The organism is Phenylobacterium sp. (assembly GCF_016793225.1).
GTDB lineage: Bacteria > Pseudomonadota > Alphaproteobacteria > Caulobacterales > Caulobacteraceae > Phenylobacterium.
In genome coordinates this window covers 35,202-53,925 of the sequence record NZ_JAEUMN010000186.1, presented here as the reverse complement: position 1 = coordinate 53,925, position 18,724 = coordinate 35,202, and the positions used below count along the sequence as shown (strand labels likewise).

The window sequence follows — 18,724 nt, the reverse complement described above, 5'->3', positions numbered from 1 at the left end:
TCCGTTTCCCCCTTAGAACTGCACTTCGAGGCTGGCCTTGATGATCCGCCCGAGCTGGTCGTAGATCCGCACGGTCTGCGGGAAGGCCGCCGTGCTGTTGCTCGACGTCAGGTTCGCCACCAGGGGCGGGTCCTTGTCGAAGACGTTGCGGATCGACAGCTGCAGGTCGCCCTTCTTGCCCCCGACCTCGAACTCCCAGCCCACCGTGAAGTCGAAGAAGACCGCGGCGGGGATGCTGTTGTCGTTGATGGTCGGGTGCTGGACGGTGGTCGCGGGGCAGTTGGTCTGGCACTCGATGTAGGAGTTATCGAGCTTGCCCGAGCTGACCCCGCGCGCGACGAGGTTGTAGGTCCAGGGCTTGTTCGAATAGGTCGCGCTGAGCCGGTAGATCCAGCTGGGCTGGACGGTGGCGCCGGCGGCGTCGGTCGGGAAGCCGATCCCGCGGTCGGTCACGTTCTCGATGTAGTGGGTGATCATGCCACGGAACGTCAGGTCGCCCGGCAGGTCCGCCATCACGTCGTCCAGCCGCAGGCGGTAGGCGCCTTCGATGTCGAAGCCGCGTTCCTTCTGCTTGGCGAAGTTGAAGGGCTGCAGCTTGATCGTGCTGATCGACTGCAGGACCCCGTTCACATAGGTCCCGATGATGTTGGCGCACTGGGCCTGGACGTTCTGCAGGAAGCAGAGGTCGGCCACGTCCTGCGGCTGCAGCTGGCCGATCGCGTCCTTGATCTTGATCTCGTAGTAGTCGAACGCGACCGTGAAGCCGGGGATCACGCGCGGCGAGGCCACGAAGCCCACGGTGAAGCTGTCGGCCACCTCCGGATCGAGGTTCGGGTTGCCCGTGGCGTTCTGGACGTAGGCGAACGAGCGGTTGTTGATCAGCACGCTGTTGCTGCGCGCCGTGCCCGCCGCGAACAGCTCGTCCAGGTTGGGCGCTCGGATGTCGCGCGAGATGTTGCCGCGGAACTTGATGTCCTCGATCGGCGCCCAGGTGCCCCCGATCTTCCAGGTCTGAACGTCGCCCGAGGTGCTGTAGTGGGTGTAGCGACCGGCGGCGTTCAGGTTCAGGCCCTCGATCACCGGGACGTCCAGTTCGACGAAGCCTTCCTCCACCTCGTAGTTGCCGAAGTTGGGCAGGTAGTTGCCGTACAGCCAGCCGCTGTTGAAGCGCGGTTCCACGAAGCCCGACACCTGCTCGCGGCGCCATTCGCCGCCGAACGCGGCCTGCACGGCGCCGGCCGGCAGGTCGAAGACGGGACCCGAGAACGTCAGCGCCGCCACCGTCTGCGTCAGCTTCTGTTTGCGGTAGGGGTCCGCCGGAATGATGTAGTTCAGGGCCGCCTGAGTGACGCCGCCGATGCCCAGGCGGTTGATGGGCACGCAGCCGTTGGTCGGGGCCGTCAGGGTCGAGCGGCAGACGATGGTCCCCGCCGGGATGCCCGCGGCGTTGCCGGCCGGCGCGAACACGGCGTCCTGGGCCAGCGCCAGGTTGGCGTTGTTCCAGCTCCCGAACAGCTGCTCGCGGGTGCGGGCCTGGCCGCGCTGCACGTAGAAGTCCCAGTTCCAGGGCTTCTCCATCAGCTCGAACTTGCCCTTGGCCCCGGCCACGTAGCGGTAGACCTCGCGGCGATTGCGCGCGCCGCCCACCGGGATGCCGAAGTTGGTGGTGCCGATCTGCAGCGTCGTGAGGCCCAGGGCCGTCATCTGGTTGCGCACCGAGGTCGGCAGGTAGGCGTTGTCCGACCGGATCGTGACGTTCGCGATGTTGGTCGGCTGGATGTAGTGGTTCGAGCCCGAGTAGCGGTTCCAGGACGCCTCGGCGAACAGCTCGATGCTGTCCGAGACCTCGTACGACGTGCGGCCGAACAGGCCGGTGCGAATTTCGCCGGGGAGGAGGGACTCGCTCCCGAAGTAGTTGCTGCCGGTGTACTGCCAGTCGCCGCCGATCATCCATTGGCCCAGCGCCAGGCCGTACGCGAGCTGGCCCACCGTCGCCCGGCCCGTCGCCGGATCGATGCGCCCGAAGTAGGTGCCGCGAAGGGGGCCCGAGGTGACGAGGCCGCCGGGGGTGACCTGCGCGGGCCCGATGCCGTAGCCCACGAACTTCTCGGGCTGGCCGTTGCCCGGCGCGTACAGCGGGTTCTGGATGTTGAAGTAGCCCTTCATGTTCCAGTCGCGCGGAACGTCGGGGATTTCCTCGGTGCGGGCGTACTCGGCGTTGGCGAGGACGCGCAGCTTCCCGCCCATGAACGCGTCGCCGAAGGTGACCGTGGCCTTGTAGTTGGCGCCGTCGCCGTAGGTGGTCTCGCCGTACTCGATCTTCGCCTTCAGGCCCTCGTACTTCTTGTTGAGGATGAAGTTCACCACGCCGCCGACCGCGTCCGAGCCGTAGGCGGCCGAGGCGCCTCCCGTCACGACCTCCACCCGCTCCACCAGGCCCTGCGGGATGGTGTTGATGTCGACGGCGCCCGTGGTGGTCGAGGCGACCGACCGCTGGCCGTCGATCAGCACCAGGGTGCGGGTGATGCCCAGCGCGCGGAGGTTCAGGGCGTTGATGCCGGCCGAGCCCGCGCTCAGCGACGGCGAGCTGCTGGCCGGCGTGGTGCTCCCGACGATCGCCGGGATGGTGTTGACGAAGTCCGCGAGGTTCGCGGGCGCCTGCGCCTTGATCTCGGCGGTGCCGACGACGCTGACCGGCGTGGGCGCATTGTAGCCGTCGCGGACGATCCGCGAGCCGGTGACCGTGATCTCCTCGACCTCGGACTCGGCGGTGGCCACGGCGTCCTCGGCCGCGTCCGCGGCCTGCGCCGCCTGGGCGCCGATGAGCAGCGCGGCCACGCTCGCCGTCGCGAGCCTGTAGACGCGCGCGCTTCGGCCAGCCCTGGACTGAGCCGCGCGTTGCTGATGAAGATCCATGACTGCCCCCTCGTTTCGTGATGACGCAGTCGAGCCGGCGTCATCAGTCCTGCATTCGTTCCATTCGATACTCCCTACTCGGACGTTCTCTTCTTGAGCCGCTCTGACGGCGGCTTTGTTGTTTATTGTCTAGTTCTTCTGGTCCCGTACGAAGACGTCTCGTCCACCGATGACCGTCCTCTCGATCTTGATGTCCTGGAGCCGCTCGGGCGGGATGGTCAGGGGGTCGTCGCTCAGCACCACGAGATCGGCGACCTTGCCGGGCTCGATGGAGCCCTTGGTCTTCTCGTCGAAGGTGAACCAGGCGGGCTCCAGGGTGTGCATGGTGATGGCCTCCTTGACCGTCACCGCCTCCTCGGGCCCGTGGACCTTGCCGTTCCACCCGACCCGGGTGACCGCCGCATAGAGCGCGGCGACCGGGCCGTAGGGGCCCGCGTCCGAGCCGTAGGAGACGCGGATGCCGCGATCGAGCAGGCTGCGGGACGGATCCTGGCGCGCCGCCGCCTCGGGCTCGAGCGCCTCGTCCGCGTAGGATCCCAGCGAAAGCAGGAAGCCCGGCTGGCTCGCCACGTTCAGCTTCAGCCGGGCCATCTTCTGCATGGTCTCTTCCGGCAGCGGCGCGGCCACGTGGTGCACGTAGTCGCGGGGGTCGGACTTGGGCGGTACGGCGGCCCGGACCTTCTCCATCTCGTTGGCGACCATCTGCACGGCCGCGTCGCCCATGGTGTGGATGCCCACCTGCCAGTTCAGCTCGGCCGCGCGCTTGGCGACGGCGTAGAAGGCGGTGTCCGGAATGCGCTGCTCGCCGTGGAAGCCGGGCCGGCCGCGATAGGGCTTGATCGACCAGAAGATCGGCGCCGAGAGCCCGCCGTCGATGCTCATCTTCACGGCGCCGAGCTTGAGCTTGGGGTGCTTGAAGACCTTGCTGCGGTCCTTGCCCAGCGCGTCCAGCTCGGCGATCGAGACCCTCACGCCCTCGGCGACGTCGTCGTGCTGGTCGTAGCCGGGAGACACCCGCAGCTGCACCACCATCCGGGGCAGCTCGTCGCCCCAGCGGGCGTAGAGCGTGTCCACCAGCTTGAGCTCGTTGGGCCGGACCCCGGCCACGTTGACGCTGGTGATGCCGAGGCTCTCGAGCTGGTGCAGCAGCTCGCGCCAGTCGGCCAGGCGCTTCTCGGGATCGCCCGCGCCTTCGCGCGCGCCCGGCGGCATGGCGTTCCAGATGACGCGGCGGGCCGACTCCAGGACGATGCCGGTGGGCTCGCCCTTGCCGTCCCGGACGATCTCGCCCCCCTCGGGCTTCGTCTCGGGCGTCACCTTGGCGGCTTCGAGCGCCTTCGAGTTGACGATCAGGGTGTGGGGGCCGCGCGCGATGGCGACCGGATGGTCCGGCGCCGCCGCGTCGAACGCCCAGCGGTTGGGGAGCGTGCCGTTGGGCCACTCCTCGCGCGGGATCTCCCCGATGATCCAGGTTCCCTTCGGCAGGGTCGCGGCCTGGCCCTTGATGGCCGCCAGCAGCTCCGGGATCGTGTCGACGCCCTGGAGCCAGGGCTCCACGCGCCCGATCATGCTGCTGTACTTCCAGGGCTGCAGCGGCTCGCCCAGGTGGATGTGGTTGTCGTTGAAGCCGGGCAGCATGGTCTTGCCGCCGAGGTCGATGACCGTCGTGGAGCCCTTGGCCATGGCGCGGATCTGGGCGGTCGTCCCGACGGCCAGGATCTTCCCATCCGAGACGGCGACCGCCTCGCGGATGTCGAAGGCCGGATTGACCGTCACGACCTTGCCGTTGACGTAGATCGTGTCGGGGACCGAGCCCTTGCCCCACGCGGCCGAGGCGACGGCGAGGACGCTCAGGCAGGCGGCGGCGGCGAATTTCGACATCGATCGGACCCCTCGGGGAATGCCGGCCGCCTGTCCCCTGCAGGGGCTTCGGCCGGGCTTTCCTGTGAAAAATCCTGTCGGTGCGGCGGGTGGTGCGAAAGGTGCGAAACTCCCGCCCCTGGTGCGCGGGGCGCACCGCCCCGGAGCCCTCAGGACCCCGCGCGGCGCCGCCGGGCGGCGACGAGGCAGGCCACGCCGGCGACGGCGACGATCAGGAGGCTGGCCCAGACCTGCGAGGCGAGCTCGGGCGTCAGCGCCATGGCCAGCAGCACGCCCGCCATGGCCGCGAGCGTCGCCAGCGCGCCCCAGGGATGCAGCCACATGCGCAGCACCAGCCGGTCCGGTTCGCTGCGTTCGAGGCGGTTGCGGATACGGATCTGCGCGACGGCGATCATCCCGTAGATGACGATCATCAGCGCGCCGGACGCGTTGACCAGGAAGGCGAAGACGCGCTCGGGCGAGATCACGGACGCCCCAAGCGCCGCATAGGCGAAGACGCTGCCGATGAGGATCGCGCGCGCCGGCACGCGGCGGCGGTCCACGGCCACCAGCCAGGGCGGGGCGTCGCCCTGGGCCGCCAGTCCGAACAGGACGCGGGACGTCACATAGAGGCCGGAGTTCAGGCAGGACAGCACCGCCACGAGCACGATGGCGTTCATGACGAGTTCGCCGCCGGGGACGCCCATGACGCCCAGGGCCGTCGCGAACGGCGACACGCCCGGCGTGATCTGCGTCCAGGGAATGGCCGCCACGATCAGGCCGATGGACAGCACGTAGAAGATCAGGATGCGCAGGGCGACGGTGTAGGTCATCCGGGCGACGGTGCGCGCGCCGCCCGCGGATTCGGCGGCGGCCACCGTCGCGATCTCGGCCCCCGTGAGGGCGAAGATGACGCTGGTGACGCCGCCGATCACCGCGGTCGCGCCGTTCGGTATGAAGCCGCCGTGCGCCGTCAGGTTGGCGAGAGTCGGTCCGTCGGGGGCGGTGAGGCCCGCCACGAACGCCCCGGCCACCAGGATGAACACCAGGATCGCGGCGACCTTGATCGAGGACAGCCAGAACTCGAACTCGCCGTAGCTGCGCGTGGACAGGAGGTTCACGCCGGTCAGCACGGCCATCAGGCCGACGCCGATGACGCCCACCGGAAGGGTGGGCAGCCATTCGTGGATGATCCTGGCCCCGGCGATCGCCTCGATGGCGACGACGACGACCCAGAAGTACCAGTAGAGCCAGCCGCTCACGAAGCCGGCCCAGTGACCCAGGCCCAGCCGGGCGAAGTCGGCGAACGACTGCACGCCGGGCAGCGCGACCGCCATCTCGCTCAGCATGCGCATGACCATCAGCACGATCGCGCCGGCCAGGCCGTAGCTGACCATCACGGCGGGTCCGACCGCGGCGATGGAGGCGCTGCTGCCGACGAACAGGCCGGCGCCGATGATCCCGCCGATCGCGATCATCTCGACGTGCCGGTCTTCCAGCGCCTTGCCCAGCGGCGCGGCCGCCGGAGCCGCGGCGTCGTCGGGGACTGCGCTCATTCGACGTCCTTCAGGATCTGGCCGAGACGGCCGAACATCTCGTGGATCTGCGCCTCCTCGACGATCAGCGGCGGCGACAGCGCGATGATGTCGCCGGTCACACGGATGAGCAGACCGTCGTCGAAGCAGCGCCGGAACGCGTCCATCGCACGTGCGCCCGGGGCGCCCGGGCGGGGCTCGAGCTCTATGCCGGCCACCAGGCCGAGGTTGCGGACGTCGATCACGTGGCGCGCGTCGGCGAGGCTGTGCGCGGCCGCCTCCCAGAGCGGCGCCAGGGCGGCCGCGCGGCCGAAGAGGCCCTCGTCCGCGTACAGCTGCAGGCAGGCGAGACCCGCCGCGGACGAAAGCGGGTGCCCCGAGTAGGTGTAGCCGTGGAAGAACTCGATGCCCGGCGGCGCGCCCTCGACGATGGCGTCGTGCACCGCCCGGCTCGCCGCCACCGCGCCCATGGGCGCCGCGCCGTTGGTCAGGCCCTTGGCCAGGGTGAGGATGTCGGGCGTGACGCCGAAGAACTCCGCGCCTGTGGCCGCGCCCAGCCGGCCGAAGCCGGTGATGACCTCGTCGAAGATCAGCAGGATGCCGTGCTTTCGTGTGATCTCCCGCAGGCGTTGCAGGTATCCGGCGGGCGGCACGAGCACGCCTGTCGAGCCGGCGACCGGCTCCACCATCACCGCGGCGATCGTCTCGGGACCGTGCAGGGCGACCAGGTCCTCCAGCTCGCCCGCGAGGTCGGTGTTCACGGCGGTCACCCCGCGGCTGAAGGCGGGCGCCGCGCCGTGCGTGTGGCCGAGGTGGTCGACCCCCCACACCTGGGCGGCGAAGCCCCGGCGGTTCCCGCCGATGCCGCCGACCGAGGTGCCCCCGAAGTTGGTCCCGTGATAGCCGCGCTGCCGGCCGATCAGGCGCAGGCGGCCGGGCTCGCCCCGCGCGCGGTGGTAGGCCAGCGCCATCTTCAGAGCGGTGTCCGCCGACTCCGACCCCGAGTTGGTGAAGAAGATGCGGTCCATGCCCGCCGGCAGCAGCCGGCTCAGCCGCTCGGCCAGCTCGAAGGGCAGGGGATGTCCCAGCTGGAAGGTGGGCGCGAAGTCCATCACCGCCGCCTGGCGCTGGATGGCCTCGACGATGGGCCGCCGGTTGTGGCCGGCGTTCACGCACCAGAGGCCGGACGTGGCGTCCAGCACGGCGCGTCCCTCGGGCGTGCGGTAGTACATGCCGTCCGCGGACGCGAGCAGACGCGGGTGGGCCTTGAAGTAGCGGTTGTCCGTGAACGGCATCCAGAACGCGGAGAGGTCCCGGGCGGGCGCGGACTGGGGTGCGGCGGCGGCTGTGATGGGCGCGTTCATCGCTCCGGACAGTCCGCCCCCGCCGAGCCCGCGGGCAAGTGCGATCAGCGCCCAGGTGGTGCGCCGCGCGCACCGCTCCGGACAGGCAGGGACGGTCAGCCGCGCGCGGTCACGGCCGCAAACCGCGCCACCTCGCCCTGGAGGAAGCGGCGGAACTGGAGGATGCCGTCCATCGACCAGCGGTCCTCGCGCGTGACGAAGGCGTAGGCGCCGATCACCACCGGACGGGTGCCGGGAGGGCTCACCTCGACGAGGCTGCCGTTGGCAAGGTCATGGCCCACCAGGAAGGTGCTGGCGAGCGCCAGGCCGCGGCTGTTGCGGGCGGCGGCGATGGCGAGGTGCGCATGCCAGAGGAGGGGGCCGGGAAGCACCTCGGGCAGGCTGCTGACGTTGTTGAGGGCCAGCCAGGCCCGCCACTGCTGGTCGTGCTCCTCGTGGAGCAGCGGCGCCTGGCGCAGCTCGTCGACGGTCGCGCCCTTCCACTGCTCGGCCACCGAGGGACTGGCCACGATCATGATCTGGGGCCGGGCCAGCTCGACGTACTGCAGGCCGCGACCGCCCGGGTCGGGCGGCCAGTCGTCGAGGTAGAAGCGGATGTCCACGTCCGCCTCGTGGGTCAGCAGGTTGGCCTTCACGTCGGTCGGGCGCAGTTCGATGCTGAACTCGGGCTTCAGCTTCTCGAAGATCGCCAGGCGGTCCGACACCCACTGGGCGGCGAATCCCGGAACGCACCACACCAGGACCTTGCGCTCCTCGCCGCCGCCGCTGATCTCGGCGGTCGCCAGCGCCAGCTCGGCCAGGGCCGCGGAGATGCGGCCGTGGTAGCGGGCCCCGGCCTCGGTCAGGTTCACCTGGCCGCCCGTCCGCTGGAACAGCGCCACGCCGACCCAGTCCTCGAGCTGGCGCAGGTGCCGGCTCACGACCGAGTGGTCCAGCATCAGGCTGGTGGCCGCCTTGCGGATGCCGCCGAGGCGGCCCACCGCCTCGAACGCGCGGATCGCCGCCAGCGGGGGGATGCCGCGCGCGCTGGCGGGCTCCCGGACCCGCTCGCCGCCCGCGCCGGATTCGGCGAGCTGAACGCCCTCGGCGTGCTCGGAGAGCTTGCCGAGGTGCAGGGTCATTTCCGCCAGTCCCAGTCGATGGACGACTTCTCGAAGGTTGTCTTCGGCGCGTTCGAGGCGCGGCCGACGGCGCTCTGCGGCATGGCCGGCGGGTAGGCGACCTTGAGGAACTGCAGGTAGGTCGCCTTGCCGTCGGGGTCGTACTCGTAGGGCGCGAGCGCGGCGCGGTATCGCGACATCTCCTCGACGTTGAGGTAGGTCGGCGGCTTCGCCTCGGCGGGGATGAAGGACTTCCACGTCGGGTAGGCGGCCAGCTGGCGCGCGAAGTCGCTGCGGATGCCCTCCAGGAGCGCCGGGTCGGTCATCAGGTCGAGCGCGGTGGCCGCCACCGCCTTCGCGCCCGCGGCGATCCCCTTGTGGGCGATGGGCGTCGCCGGACCGAGCGCCGCCGACCAGTGGTGGCCCGCAAGCGCGCCGGGCGTCGTGGTCGGGATGTAGAGGCGCGCCAGCGGCATCTGCCACGACACGTCGCCGGCGTCCGATGTGGACGAGCCCTGGCCGTCCGACCGCAGCGGGGTCGGCGCCGTCGCAAGTCCGGTCAACGGCTGGCCCATGGAGGTCTGCACCGCCCGTGCGAAGGCCACGTCGTCAGCGGACCACTTCGGCATGCCGACGAGCTGGATGTTGCGGTCGACGACCTCGGCCAGGGCCTTGTTGCCGTTGTAGGGCCACGACCCGGAGAGGATCCGCTCGGTCACCTCGGTGCGGGTGGACAGCGCCGCGCCTTTGCCGATGTCGCGCATCCACGCCAGGATCGACTGGACCAGCTCGGGCGACTTGGCGCGGATGTAGTACCAGTTGGTGGCCTCGCCCGGGACGACGTTAGGCTGCCGGCCGCCGTCGGGGATGACGTTCTGGATGCGCGCGTCGGCCGGGTCGTAGCCGTGCTCGCGCATGAAGTTGATCCCGGCGTCCATCAGCTCCACGGCATCCAGGGCCGAACGGCCCTGCCAGGGCCGCGCGCCGTGCGCCTGGAGGCCCTTGAAGCTCCACTGGACCGAGACGTTGCCGAAGTTGTTGAGGCCGTAGCTGACGCCGAACTGGCTGCCGACGTGCACGTCCATGAGCGCGTCCACGCCCTTGAACAGGCCGGCGTTCACCATGTAGCCGCGGCTCGCGAGGAGCTCCTCGGCCGGCCCGCCGTAGACGACGATCGTCCCCGGCAGCTTGTGGCGGTCCTTGACCGCCTTGATGGCGAGCGCGGCGCCGATCAGCGCCGGCTGGTGGGTGTTGTGGCCTTCGCCGTGGCCGGGCGCGCCCTCGACGATCGGATCGTGGACCAGCGCCGTCGGCTTCTGCGAGGCCCCCGGCACCCCGTCGAAGTCGGACATCAGGCCGATCACCGGCGAGCCCGAGCCGTACCGGGCGACATAGGCGGTGGGCATGCCGGCCACGCCCGTTTCCACGGCGAACCCGGCCGCCTTCAGCTCCCGGGTGACCAGGGCGATGGTCTTGGTCTCCTGGAAGCCGATCTCGGAGTACGAGAAGATCGCGTCGCTGAGCCGGCCGAGCCGGTCGGCCTTGCCGTCCACCACGGCGAAGGCTTCGGACTTCAGCTGCGCGATGTCGGCGCGCGGCTCGGCCGACGCCGCGCCGGCAACGGCCAGGCCGGCGAGCACGGCCACCAGGCGAAGGGTGATCCTATTCGCCATCGCGGCCTCCCACGGCGTTCGAGGCCTTGCCCACGGCGCTGTCCGGCATGGGCGGCGGGTACTTGATCTTCAGGAACTCCAGGTAGCTCGGCTTGCCGTTCGGGTCGTATTCGAAGGGCTTCAGCGCCCCGCGATGGCGCGCCATCTCCTGCACGTTGAGGAAGGTGGCCGGTTCGGCGTCGGGCGGGATCAGGCTCTTCCAGGCGGGGTAGCGCGCGAGCTGCGCGGCGAAGTCGGCCTTGATGCCGGCGAGCTTGGCCGGATCGGTCATCAGGTCGACCGCGCTCGCCACCAGCACCTTCGAGGCGGCGGCCATGCCCTTGTGCGCCAGCGGGGTGGCCGGCGCGATGGCCGCCGACCAGTGGTGCGCCGCCAGTTCGCCCTCGGGCTTGGCCGGGATGGTGAGCCGGATGTACGGCGCCTGCCAGGTCACGTCGCCGGCGTCGGACGAGCTCGAGATCTGGCGCGTCTCGCGCAGCGCCCGGACCTTGTCGGGCAGGCCGGTGACCTTCGCGCCCATGGAGACCTGGTAGGCCCGGGCGAACGCCTGGTCGTCCGCCGACCAGGCCGGCATGCCCACCGCCTCGATGTTGCCCTGCACCAGTTCGGCGAGCGCCTTGTTGCCGTTGAAGGGCCACGAGGCCGACAGGATGCGCTCGGACACCGTGGTCCCGGTGGCCAGCGCCGCGCCCTTGGCCGCCGCGCGGGCGCGCTCGAACAGGCCCCACACATTGTCGGCCGTCGTGTGCCGGAAGTAGTACCAGACCGCCGCCTCAGCAGGGACCACATTGGGCTGCTTGCCGCCCTCCGGGATCACGTAGTGGATGCGGGCGGGCGGATCGATGTGCTCGCGCATGTAGTTGGTGGCGGCGTTCATCACCTCGACGGAGTCGAGCGCGCTGCGGCCCTCCCAGGCCCGGGCGGCGTGGGCCTGCCGGCCATGGAAGGTCCACTGGGCCGAGATGATCGCGAGGTTGCCCAGGCCGTAGCTGGTCGAGAGCTCGGAGCCGATGTGGACGTCCATGATCGCGTCCACGCCCTTGAAGAGCCCCGCGTTGACCATGTAGCCGCGGCTGCCCAGCAGCTCCTCGGCCGGGCCGCCGTAGACCACGATCGTGCCCGGCAGGCCGTGGCGGTCCTTCAGCGTCTTGATGGCGATCGCGGCGGCGATGAGGGTCGGCTGGTGGGTGCTGTGCCCCTCGCCGTGACCGGGCGCGCCGGGCGCGATGGGATCGTGGACCAGGGCGGCGGGCTTCTGCGAGGCGCCGGGGATGCCGTCGAAGTCCGACATCAGGCCGATCACGGGCGAGCCCGAGCCGTAGCGGGCCACATAGGCGGTGGGCATGCCGGCGACGCCGGTCTGCACGTCGAAGCCGGCGGCCTTCAGCTCGCGGGTGACGAGGGCGATCGTCTTCGTCTCCTGGAAGCCGATCTCGGCGTACGAGAAGATCGCGTCGCCCAGCCGCCCGATCCGCTCGGCCGAGCCGTCGATGAGCGCGTAGCCCTCCTGCTTGAGCTGCATCGCAGGCGGCGCGGCGTGGGCGGCGCCCGCCAGCAGGAGGACGGCCGCCAGCGCCAGCGCGACCCTCTCGCCCAGCGCGGCCCGATCCGCGCGTCGCTTCGCTTCACTCACGCCAGCCCCCCGTTGGCCCGTGACCCGGCGCGAGGAGGGCGAGCCGGATCGGGTATTGGCAAGACGGCGCGGCGGCGGGCGCTCATCCTTTCGCCCCGGGCGCGCCTTATGCCGCGAAGTTGGGCGCCCGGCGCCGAACTCCAGCGCGGTCTGCGCTCCGCAGCCTTTAGTCGGCGGCCGCGGCGGCCAGCCGCCCGCCGCGTGCGGCCCGGGCCTCGAGCAGCCTGGCGCGCGTCGCCTCGTAGCTGGCGCGCGTGATCCTGTAGCGAGCGTAGAAGAGGAGGGCGATCAGCCCGGGAACGGCGGCGAGCGGGCCGTCGACGATGGCGAGGCTGCGGAGCGTCTCCTCGGGCACCTGGCCGGGGGTGGCCTTTTCCGGGAACGCGACGAGGTCCAGCGCGATGCCCGCGAAGAGGTGCCCGATCGCGGTGTCCAGCTTCGCGAAGAACGACCGCGTCGAGTAGAGGACGCCCTCCTGGCGGTAGCCGTAGCGCAGCTCGTTCTCGTCGGCGATGTCGGCCAGCTGCGACATCACCGAGATGTTCATGACGCTGCCCGCCGCGGCCGAGACGCCGGCGAAGGCGATGACGAGGGGCAGGAGGCTCGGGTCGTCGGGCGCGGGCATCAGGCCGGCGAGCTGCAGCACGAGCGGGACGGCCGGCGTGACGGCCAGGAAGGCGCCGGCCACCAGCACCGCGATCTTCTTGTCGAACCGCGCATGCACCCGTGGGGTCAGGAAGAAGCCCACGAAGAACCCGCTGAGCGTGCCGATCACGAACCAGCGGATCTGCTCCGAGGTGAAGCCCCAGAAGAAGGTGTTGATGTAGAGGTTCAGCCCCTCGCGCATGCCGAGCATCAGCGACAGGAAGAAGAACCCGACCAGCAGCCATACGTAGTTGATGTTGGAAAAGGCCCCCTTCATGTCCCGGAAGAACTCGAAGGGGCTGAACGGCGGCAGGTCCTGCGGCGGTTTCGGCAGGTAGGGGATGCGGTCGCGGGTGAACCAGGCCGAGATCATCAGGATGAGCAGGCCGGCCGCCGCCACGGCCAGGGCGAAGGGCGTGTAGGCGTGGGGGTTCAGGAGCCCGCGCGGATACTCCTCGGTGGCGTGGAAGAACAGGCTGAGCGCGATGAAGGACGTCGAGGCGCGGCCGATCATGCCCAGCAGGTTGTTCCAGGCCATCACCTGGCTGCGCTCGGTGTAGCCGTGCGCCAGCTCGCCCCCCAGCGCCATGTGCGGCACGTGGCAAACCGCCATGAAGATACGCAGGGTGACGACGAAGCTCGCGAACCAGAAGAACAGCCACAGGTGCGGCAGGTCCTTGGGCGGGTTGAAGATGGCGATGACGCAGATCGCCACCGGGATCACGCCCACGAACATGAAGGGGTGGCGGCGGCCCCAGCGGCTGCGCGTCCGGTCCGACAGCGAGCCCACGATCGGCTCGGCCATGCCGTCCAGCACCAGGCTGACCGTGATCGCAAGGCCGGCCAAGGTGGCGGGCAGCCCCACGACCTGATTGTAGAAGAACATGGCGTAGCCGCCGATGGCGGCAAGGGTGACCATCTCCGAGGCTGAGCCCAGCCCGTAGACGAACTTGGTCCAGACCGAGAGCTTCGGCGGCTCCGCCTGCCCCGCCTGCGTCATGCGTCCTCCGTATCGGGTTCTGGTTGGGGTGGGTCGGCCGCGTCAGCCCCGCCGCGGGCGCGCCGCCAGGCCGCGCGCAAAGCTCGGCCGGACCGAGTGCATGGATCGGGCGAATGTCGGACGTCCCACCCCGAGGCTCCTCGCGATCGGCGCCGCGTCCGCGCCAGCCCGCCGGAGGCGGGCCGTGAGGAAAGTCCGACATCGCGCGCGCCGCCACGCACGCCAGAGGGGCCCGGACCTGACTTCGAAGGACTAGATGGGCGCCGGGGCCGAGGGGTCAAGGCCAAGGCGAAGCTCGGCCCGCGCGCCGAGGAACCAGCCGTTCCGCGACCGCCACGTCCCAGGCGCGCTAAGCCCAAGATCAAGGCGAGCATAGTATTGTTTTCAGCCTGAAAACATCTCCATACGAGACGTTATCTGGCTCGGAATATTGCAAAGCACGAGTAAATCCAGATGTGGAACAACGGTCCCGACGAACAGGAAAGTCAGGGGCCGATACATGTCTGACGACAACAGCTTGAACGAACGACTGTCGTTCATCCAACTGGACGCCGAGGCGCGGGAGTCGCTCGTCGCGTCCCGCCCCGTCATCGAGAAGGCGATCGACGAGAGCCTTGAACGGTTCTACGCGCAGATCCGGCGCTTCCCCGCGACGGCGCGCTTCTTCTCGACGCCCCAGCAGATCTCCGGCGCCAAGAGCGCCCAGGCCGAGCACTGGCGTCGGATGGCGTCGGGCCAATTCGACGGCCAGTACGTCGCCAACGTCCGCCGCATCGGCCTCACCCACGCCCGCATCGGGCTTGAGCCCCGCTGGTACATCGGCGGCTACGCGATGGTGCTGGACGGCCTGATCGACGGGATCATCCAGAGCCACTTCGCCAGCGCCGGCGGCGCCCAGGACGGCAAGTCGTGGTGGGGCCGCGGCCGGTCGGCCGGGCCGGACGCGCAGGCGCTCAGCCGCTCGCTCAGCGCCATCATGAAGGCGGCCATGCTCGACATGGACCTGTCCATCTCGATCTACCTGGACACCCTGGAGGAGGCCCGAGCGGACGCCGACCGGAAGCGCCTGGAGGCGGAAGCCGAGCAGAAGCGCGTCGTCGAATGCACGGCCGCGGCGCTGGCCGACCTGGCGTCGGGCGACCTGACGAAGCGGATCTCGGCCGACTTCCAGGGCGACTACCTGAAGCTGAAGGAGGACTTCAACCAGGCGCTCGACAGCCTGGAGTCCGTCCTCTCGGAGATCTCCGCCAACGCGGCCGCCATGCGCTCGGGAACGGGCGAGATCAGCCAGGCCGCCGACGACCTCTCCCGCCGGACCGAGCAGCAGGCCGCGACCCTCGAGGAGACGGCGGCCGCCCTCGACCAGATCACCGCGACGGTCCGCAAGACCGCAGAGGGGTCCTCCCGCGCCGGCGCCGTCGTGCTCTCGGCGAAGGAGGACGCCGAGCGCAGTGGCGAGGTCGTGGGCCGGGCCGTGGCGGCGATGGACGCCATCGAGGAGTCCGCAGGCCAGATCGGCCAGATCATCGGCGTGATCGACGAGATCGCCTTCCAGACCAACCTGCTGGCCCTGAACGCGGGCGTCGAGGCGGCGCGCGCCGGCGACGCCGGGCGCGGCTTCGCGGTGGTCGCGTCCGAGGTGCGGGCGCTGGCCCAGCGCTCGGCCGAGGCGGCCAAGGAGATCAAGTCGCTGATCTCGGCCTCCACCTCGCAGGTGAAGACGGGCGTCATGCTGGTGGGCCAGACCGGCGAGGCGCTTACCGCGATCGTGGAGCGCGTGGCCGAGATCAACGGCCTGATGGGCGAGATCAGCGCCTCGGCCCAGGAGCAGGCCACGGCGCTCTCGCAGGTGAACACGGCCGTCAACGAGATGGACCAGACCACCCAGCAGAACGCCGCGATGGTCGAGCAGTCCACGGCCGCCAGCCACAGCCTGACGCAGGAAGCCCTCCAGCTGAACCAGCTCGTCGGGCGCTTCCGGGTTCGCGCGGCTTCAGGGGTCGAGGCCGCCGAGGCGCCTGCCCGGCGCCGGCCGCGGGCCGTCGCCGGGAATCCCCGGATCGAAGAGGCCCGCGCCCGCGCCGCCGCCTTCGCCAAGTCGCTCCCGCCCAGGGGCCGGCACGCCACGGTCGGCGCGGCCGCGGTGGAAGCCTCGTTCGACGCGGACTGGGAGGAATTCTGATGAGCGAGGCGCAGCTTGAGCTGCCCGCGCGCCTGGAAGGCGCGGCCCTGGCGCCGCTCCGCCTCCAGCTCCTGGAGGCCGGCGGTTCCGACCTGACGCTGCAGGGCGCCGGTGTGGAGCGGATCAACGGGCTCGGGCTGCAGCTGCTGGCCGCCGCGGCCCTCACGCGACGCGCTGCGGGCCAACGCCTCCTCATCGCGGACCCCTCCACGACCCTGGCCGCCGCGCTCGCCCGCATCCCCGAGGCCTTCGAGACAACGGAAGAATAGATGAGCAAGACTATTCTGACTGTCGACGACTCCCGCACCATGCGGAACATGCTGCGCCTCGCGCTGGCCCCCTCGTTCGAGGTGGTCCAGGCGGTGGACGGCGAGCACGGGCTCGAGGTGCTGGAAGACTGCGCCCCCGACGCCATCATCACCGACATCAACATGCCAAGGCTCGACGGGTTCGGCTTCATCGAAGCGGTCCGGCGGGATGAGGCGCGGCGCACCATCCCGATCCTCGTCCTCACCACCGAGAGCGACGCCGAGAAGAAGCACCGCGCCCGGGCCGCCGGCGCGACCGGCTGGATCGTCAAGCCCTTCGACTCGGTGAAGCTCGTCGAAGCCGTTCGGCGCGTCACGGACTGAGGCGCGCCATGGACGAAATGGAAGCCATCCGCGCGACGTTCTTCGCCGAGTGCGAGGACCTTCTCGGCGACCTGGAGGCAGGCCTTCTGGCGCTGAAGGCCGGCGCCGTCGACGAGGACACCGTCAACGCCGTGTTCCGCGCCGTGCACTCCGTGAAGGGCGGTGCGGGCGCCTTCAGCCTCGAGGCGCTGGTCGGCTTCTCGCACGCCTTCGAGACGTCGCTGGACGAGCTGCGAAAGGGCAGGCTCAGCCCCGGCGCCGAGGTCGTCGCGGTGCTGCTGCGCGCATCCGACGTCCTGGCCGACCTGGTCTCGGCGGCGCGGGACGACCGCGCGCTCCCGCAGGAGTTCGGCGCCGAGGTCGTCCATGAGCTGGAGGGGCTTCTCACCGTCCAGGACTCTGTCGCGCCGTCGCCGGCGTTCACGGCGCCTCCGGCCGAGGCGCCCGCGCCGGGGGCTCCGTCGTTCGCCTTCACGCCGGTCAACATCGCGTTCGAGGCGGAAGCTCCGCCCTGCGCCTGGATCGTGTGCTTCCGCCCGCTGGACGGCATGTACGCCGCCGCCAACGACGAGATGCTCCTGCTGCGAGAGCTGGAGCGCCTGGGCGCGGCCGAGGTCACGGCCGATGTTTCGGGCCTGCCCGACCTCAGTGAGCTCGAGCCCGAGCGTCCGCGCCTGGCGTGGCGCGTGCGGCTGACGGGCGACGACCTGTCCGAGGCGCGCATTCGCGAGGTGTTCGAGTTCGTCGGCGACGACTGCGACGTCACCGTGGCCCAGGAGGCCGCCCCTGAAACCGTCCCCGAGCCGCTCGCCGACGCAGGGCCGGACGACGCCGTGGCCGAGGTGCTCGCGCGCATCGCCGCAGAGACTGCGCCGCCCGAGCAGGCCGGGCCTCCCGCAGCGCCGGAAGAGCCGGCGGCCACAGCCCCCGCGCCCGCGGCCGCGCTGGCCGCCCAGGGCGGCGAGCGGCGCGACGTCCAGGCCACGATCCGCGTGGATCTCGACCGTGTGGACCGCCTCATCAACCTGGTCGGCGAACTGGTGATCAATCAGGCCATGCTCGGGCAGCGCGTGGTGGAAGCGGGCCTTGCGAAATCGAGCACCGTGGCCGTGGGCCTGGACGACCTGGAGCAGCTGACGCGCGAGATCCAGGACAGCGTCATGGCGATCCGCGCCCAGCCGGTGAAGTCGGTCTTCCAGCGGATGCCGCGCCTGGTCCGTGAGGTCGCCGCGGCCACCCGCAAGCAGGTGCGCCTCGTGACGGAAGGCGAGGGCACCGAGGTCGACAAGACGGTCATCGAGCGGTTGAGCGATCCGATCACCCACATGATCCGCAACGCCATCGACCACGGCCTCGAGTCGCCGGCGGATCGCGTGGCGGCGGGCAAGCCGGCCGAGGGCGTGGTGCGCCTCAGCGCCATGCATCGCTCGGGACGGATCGTCATCGAGGTGGCCGACGACGGGCGCGGCATCAACCGCGACCGCGTCCGCGACATCGCTGTCGAGCGCGGGATCGTGGACCGCGACGCGACCCTCACCGACGAGGAGGTCGACAACCTCATCTTCGCGCCCGGCTTCTCCACGGCGCCGGCGGTGTCCGACATCTCGGGCCGGGGCGTCGGCATGGACGTGGTCAAGCGCTCGATCCAGGCGCTCGGCGGCCGCATCTCGATCAGCTCGCGCCCGGGGGAGGGCTCGACATTCACGCTCAGCCTGCCGCTCACGCTGGCGGTGCTGGATGGGATGGTGGTCACGATCGGCGACCACACGCTGGTGATCCCCATCAGCGTGATCGTGGAGACGCTCCGGCCCCGCGCGGCCGATGTCAGGCCGTTCGGCAGCTCCCGGGTCCTGACGGTCCGCGGCGCCGCCATCCCCTTCGTCGACGTCGCGACGGCCTTCAACTGGCGGCGGGCGTCCACCGAGGCGGCGGCCGGCGTCACCCTCCTGGTGGAGAGCGAGGTCGGCGGTCTCATCGCCCTCGGCGTCGACGCGATCCAGGGCCAGCGCCAGGTCGTCATCAAGAGCCTGGAGCAGAACTTCCGGCAGGTCGACGGCATCGCGGCGGCCACCATCCTGGGCGACGGCCGCGTGGCCCTGATCCTGGACGTCGACGGCATCGTCGCGGCCCGGCGGCGGGGGCAGCCCGCCGTCGCCCCTGAACCCTTCCTGCAAGCGAGCTGAG

At 70.6% G+C, this 18,724-nt stretch carries 12 protein-coding genes; 4 read left to right on the top strand and 8 right to left on the bottom strand.

The window, feature by feature from the left end; translation table 11 throughout:
* Positions 1–12 precede the first annotated feature (12 nt).
* From JNK30_RS21735 to JNK30_RS21700, 8 genes are all read right to left on the bottom strand, one after another.
* Positions 13–2,838, bottom strand: a complete 2,826-nt coding sequence (locus tag JNK30_RS21735) for a TonB-dependent siderophore receptor (protein ID WP_293485664.1) — start codon at positions 2,836–2,838, stop codon at positions 13–15.
* Between the two features lie 207 nt (positions 2,839–3,045).
* On the bottom strand, positions 3,046–4,797 hold the full coding sequence (locus tag JNK30_RS21730) for an amidohydrolase (protein WP_293485662.1): 1,752 nt from the start codon (positions 4,795–4,797) through the stop codon (positions 3,046–3,048).
* Between the two features lie 149 nt (positions 4,798–4,946).
* Positions 4,947–6,332 carry an amino acid permease gene (locus JNK30_RS21725; protein ID WP_293485660.1) on the bottom strand — a complete coding sequence of 462 codons (1,386 nt, stop codon included), beginning with the start codon at positions 6,330–6,332 and terminating at the stop codon, positions 4,947–4,949.
* Positions 6,329–7,675, bottom strand: coding sequence for an aspartate aminotransferase family protein (locus JNK30_RS21720; protein WP_293485658.1), 1,347 nt, complete (start codon positions 7,673–7,675; stop codon positions 6,329–6,331). The genes JNK30_RS21725 and JNK30_RS21720 overlap by 4 nt, the downstream gene beginning before the upstream one ends.
* Positions 7,676–7,770: 95 nt before the next feature.
* On the bottom strand, positions 7,771–8,796 hold the full coding sequence (locus JNK30_RS21715; protein ID WP_293485656.1) for a LysR family transcriptional regulator: 1,026 nt from the start codon (positions 8,794–8,796) through the stop codon (positions 7,771–7,773).
* Positions 8,793–10,448, bottom strand: a complete 1,656-nt coding sequence (locus JNK30_RS21710) for an amidohydrolase (protein WP_293485654.1) — start codon at positions 10,446–10,448, stop codon at positions 8,793–8,795. The genes JNK30_RS21715 and JNK30_RS21710 overlap by 4 nt, the downstream gene beginning before the upstream one ends.
* A complete protein-coding gene (locus tag JNK30_RS21705) occupies positions 10,438–12,081 on the bottom strand; it encodes an amidohydrolase (RefSeq protein WP_293485652.1) in 1,644 nt (547 codons plus the stop codon). Before JNK30_RS21705 ends, JNK30_RS21710 begins: the two co-directional genes overlap by 11 nt.
* A 166-nt stretch (positions 12,082–12,247) precedes the next feature.
* Positions 12,248–13,726 (bottom strand): MFS transporter, encoded by a 1,479-nt coding sequence (locus JNK30_RS21700; RefSeq protein ID WP_293485650.1) that lies wholly within the window; start codon positions 13,724–13,726, stop codon positions 12,248–12,250.
* Positions 13,727–14,225: 499 nt separating this feature from the next.
* Here JNK30_RS21700 and JNK30_RS21695 point away from each other — a divergent pair, with 499 nt between their 5' ends.
* From JNK30_RS21695 to JNK30_RS21680, 4 genes are read left to right on the top strand one after another with little or no spacing between them, the layout of a single operon-like run.
* Entirely contained in the window at positions 14,226–15,908 is a 1,683-nt protein-coding gene (locus tag JNK30_RS21695) for a globin-coupled sensor protein (protein WP_293485648.1), read from the top strand.
* Positions 15,908–16,177, top strand: a complete 270-nt coding sequence (locus tag JNK30_RS21690; protein WP_293485646.1) for an STAS domain-containing protein — start codon at positions 15,908–15,910, stop codon at positions 16,175–16,177. Before JNK30_RS21695 ends, JNK30_RS21690 begins: the two co-directional genes overlap by 1 nt.
* The gene (locus JNK30_RS21685) at positions 16,178–16,540 is read left to right on the top strand and encodes a response regulator (RefSeq protein WP_293485644.1); all 363 of its coding nucleotides are present in this window, start codon (positions 16,178–16,180) and stop codon (positions 16,538–16,540) included.
* An 8-nt stretch (positions 16,541–16,548) separates the two neighbouring features.
* Complete coding sequence (locus tag JNK30_RS21680) at positions 16,549–18,723, top strand: chemotaxis protein CheA (RefSeq protein WP_293485642.1); 2,175 nt, start codon at positions 16,549–16,551, stop codon at positions 18,721–18,723.
* Position 18,724 lies beyond the last annotated feature (1 nt).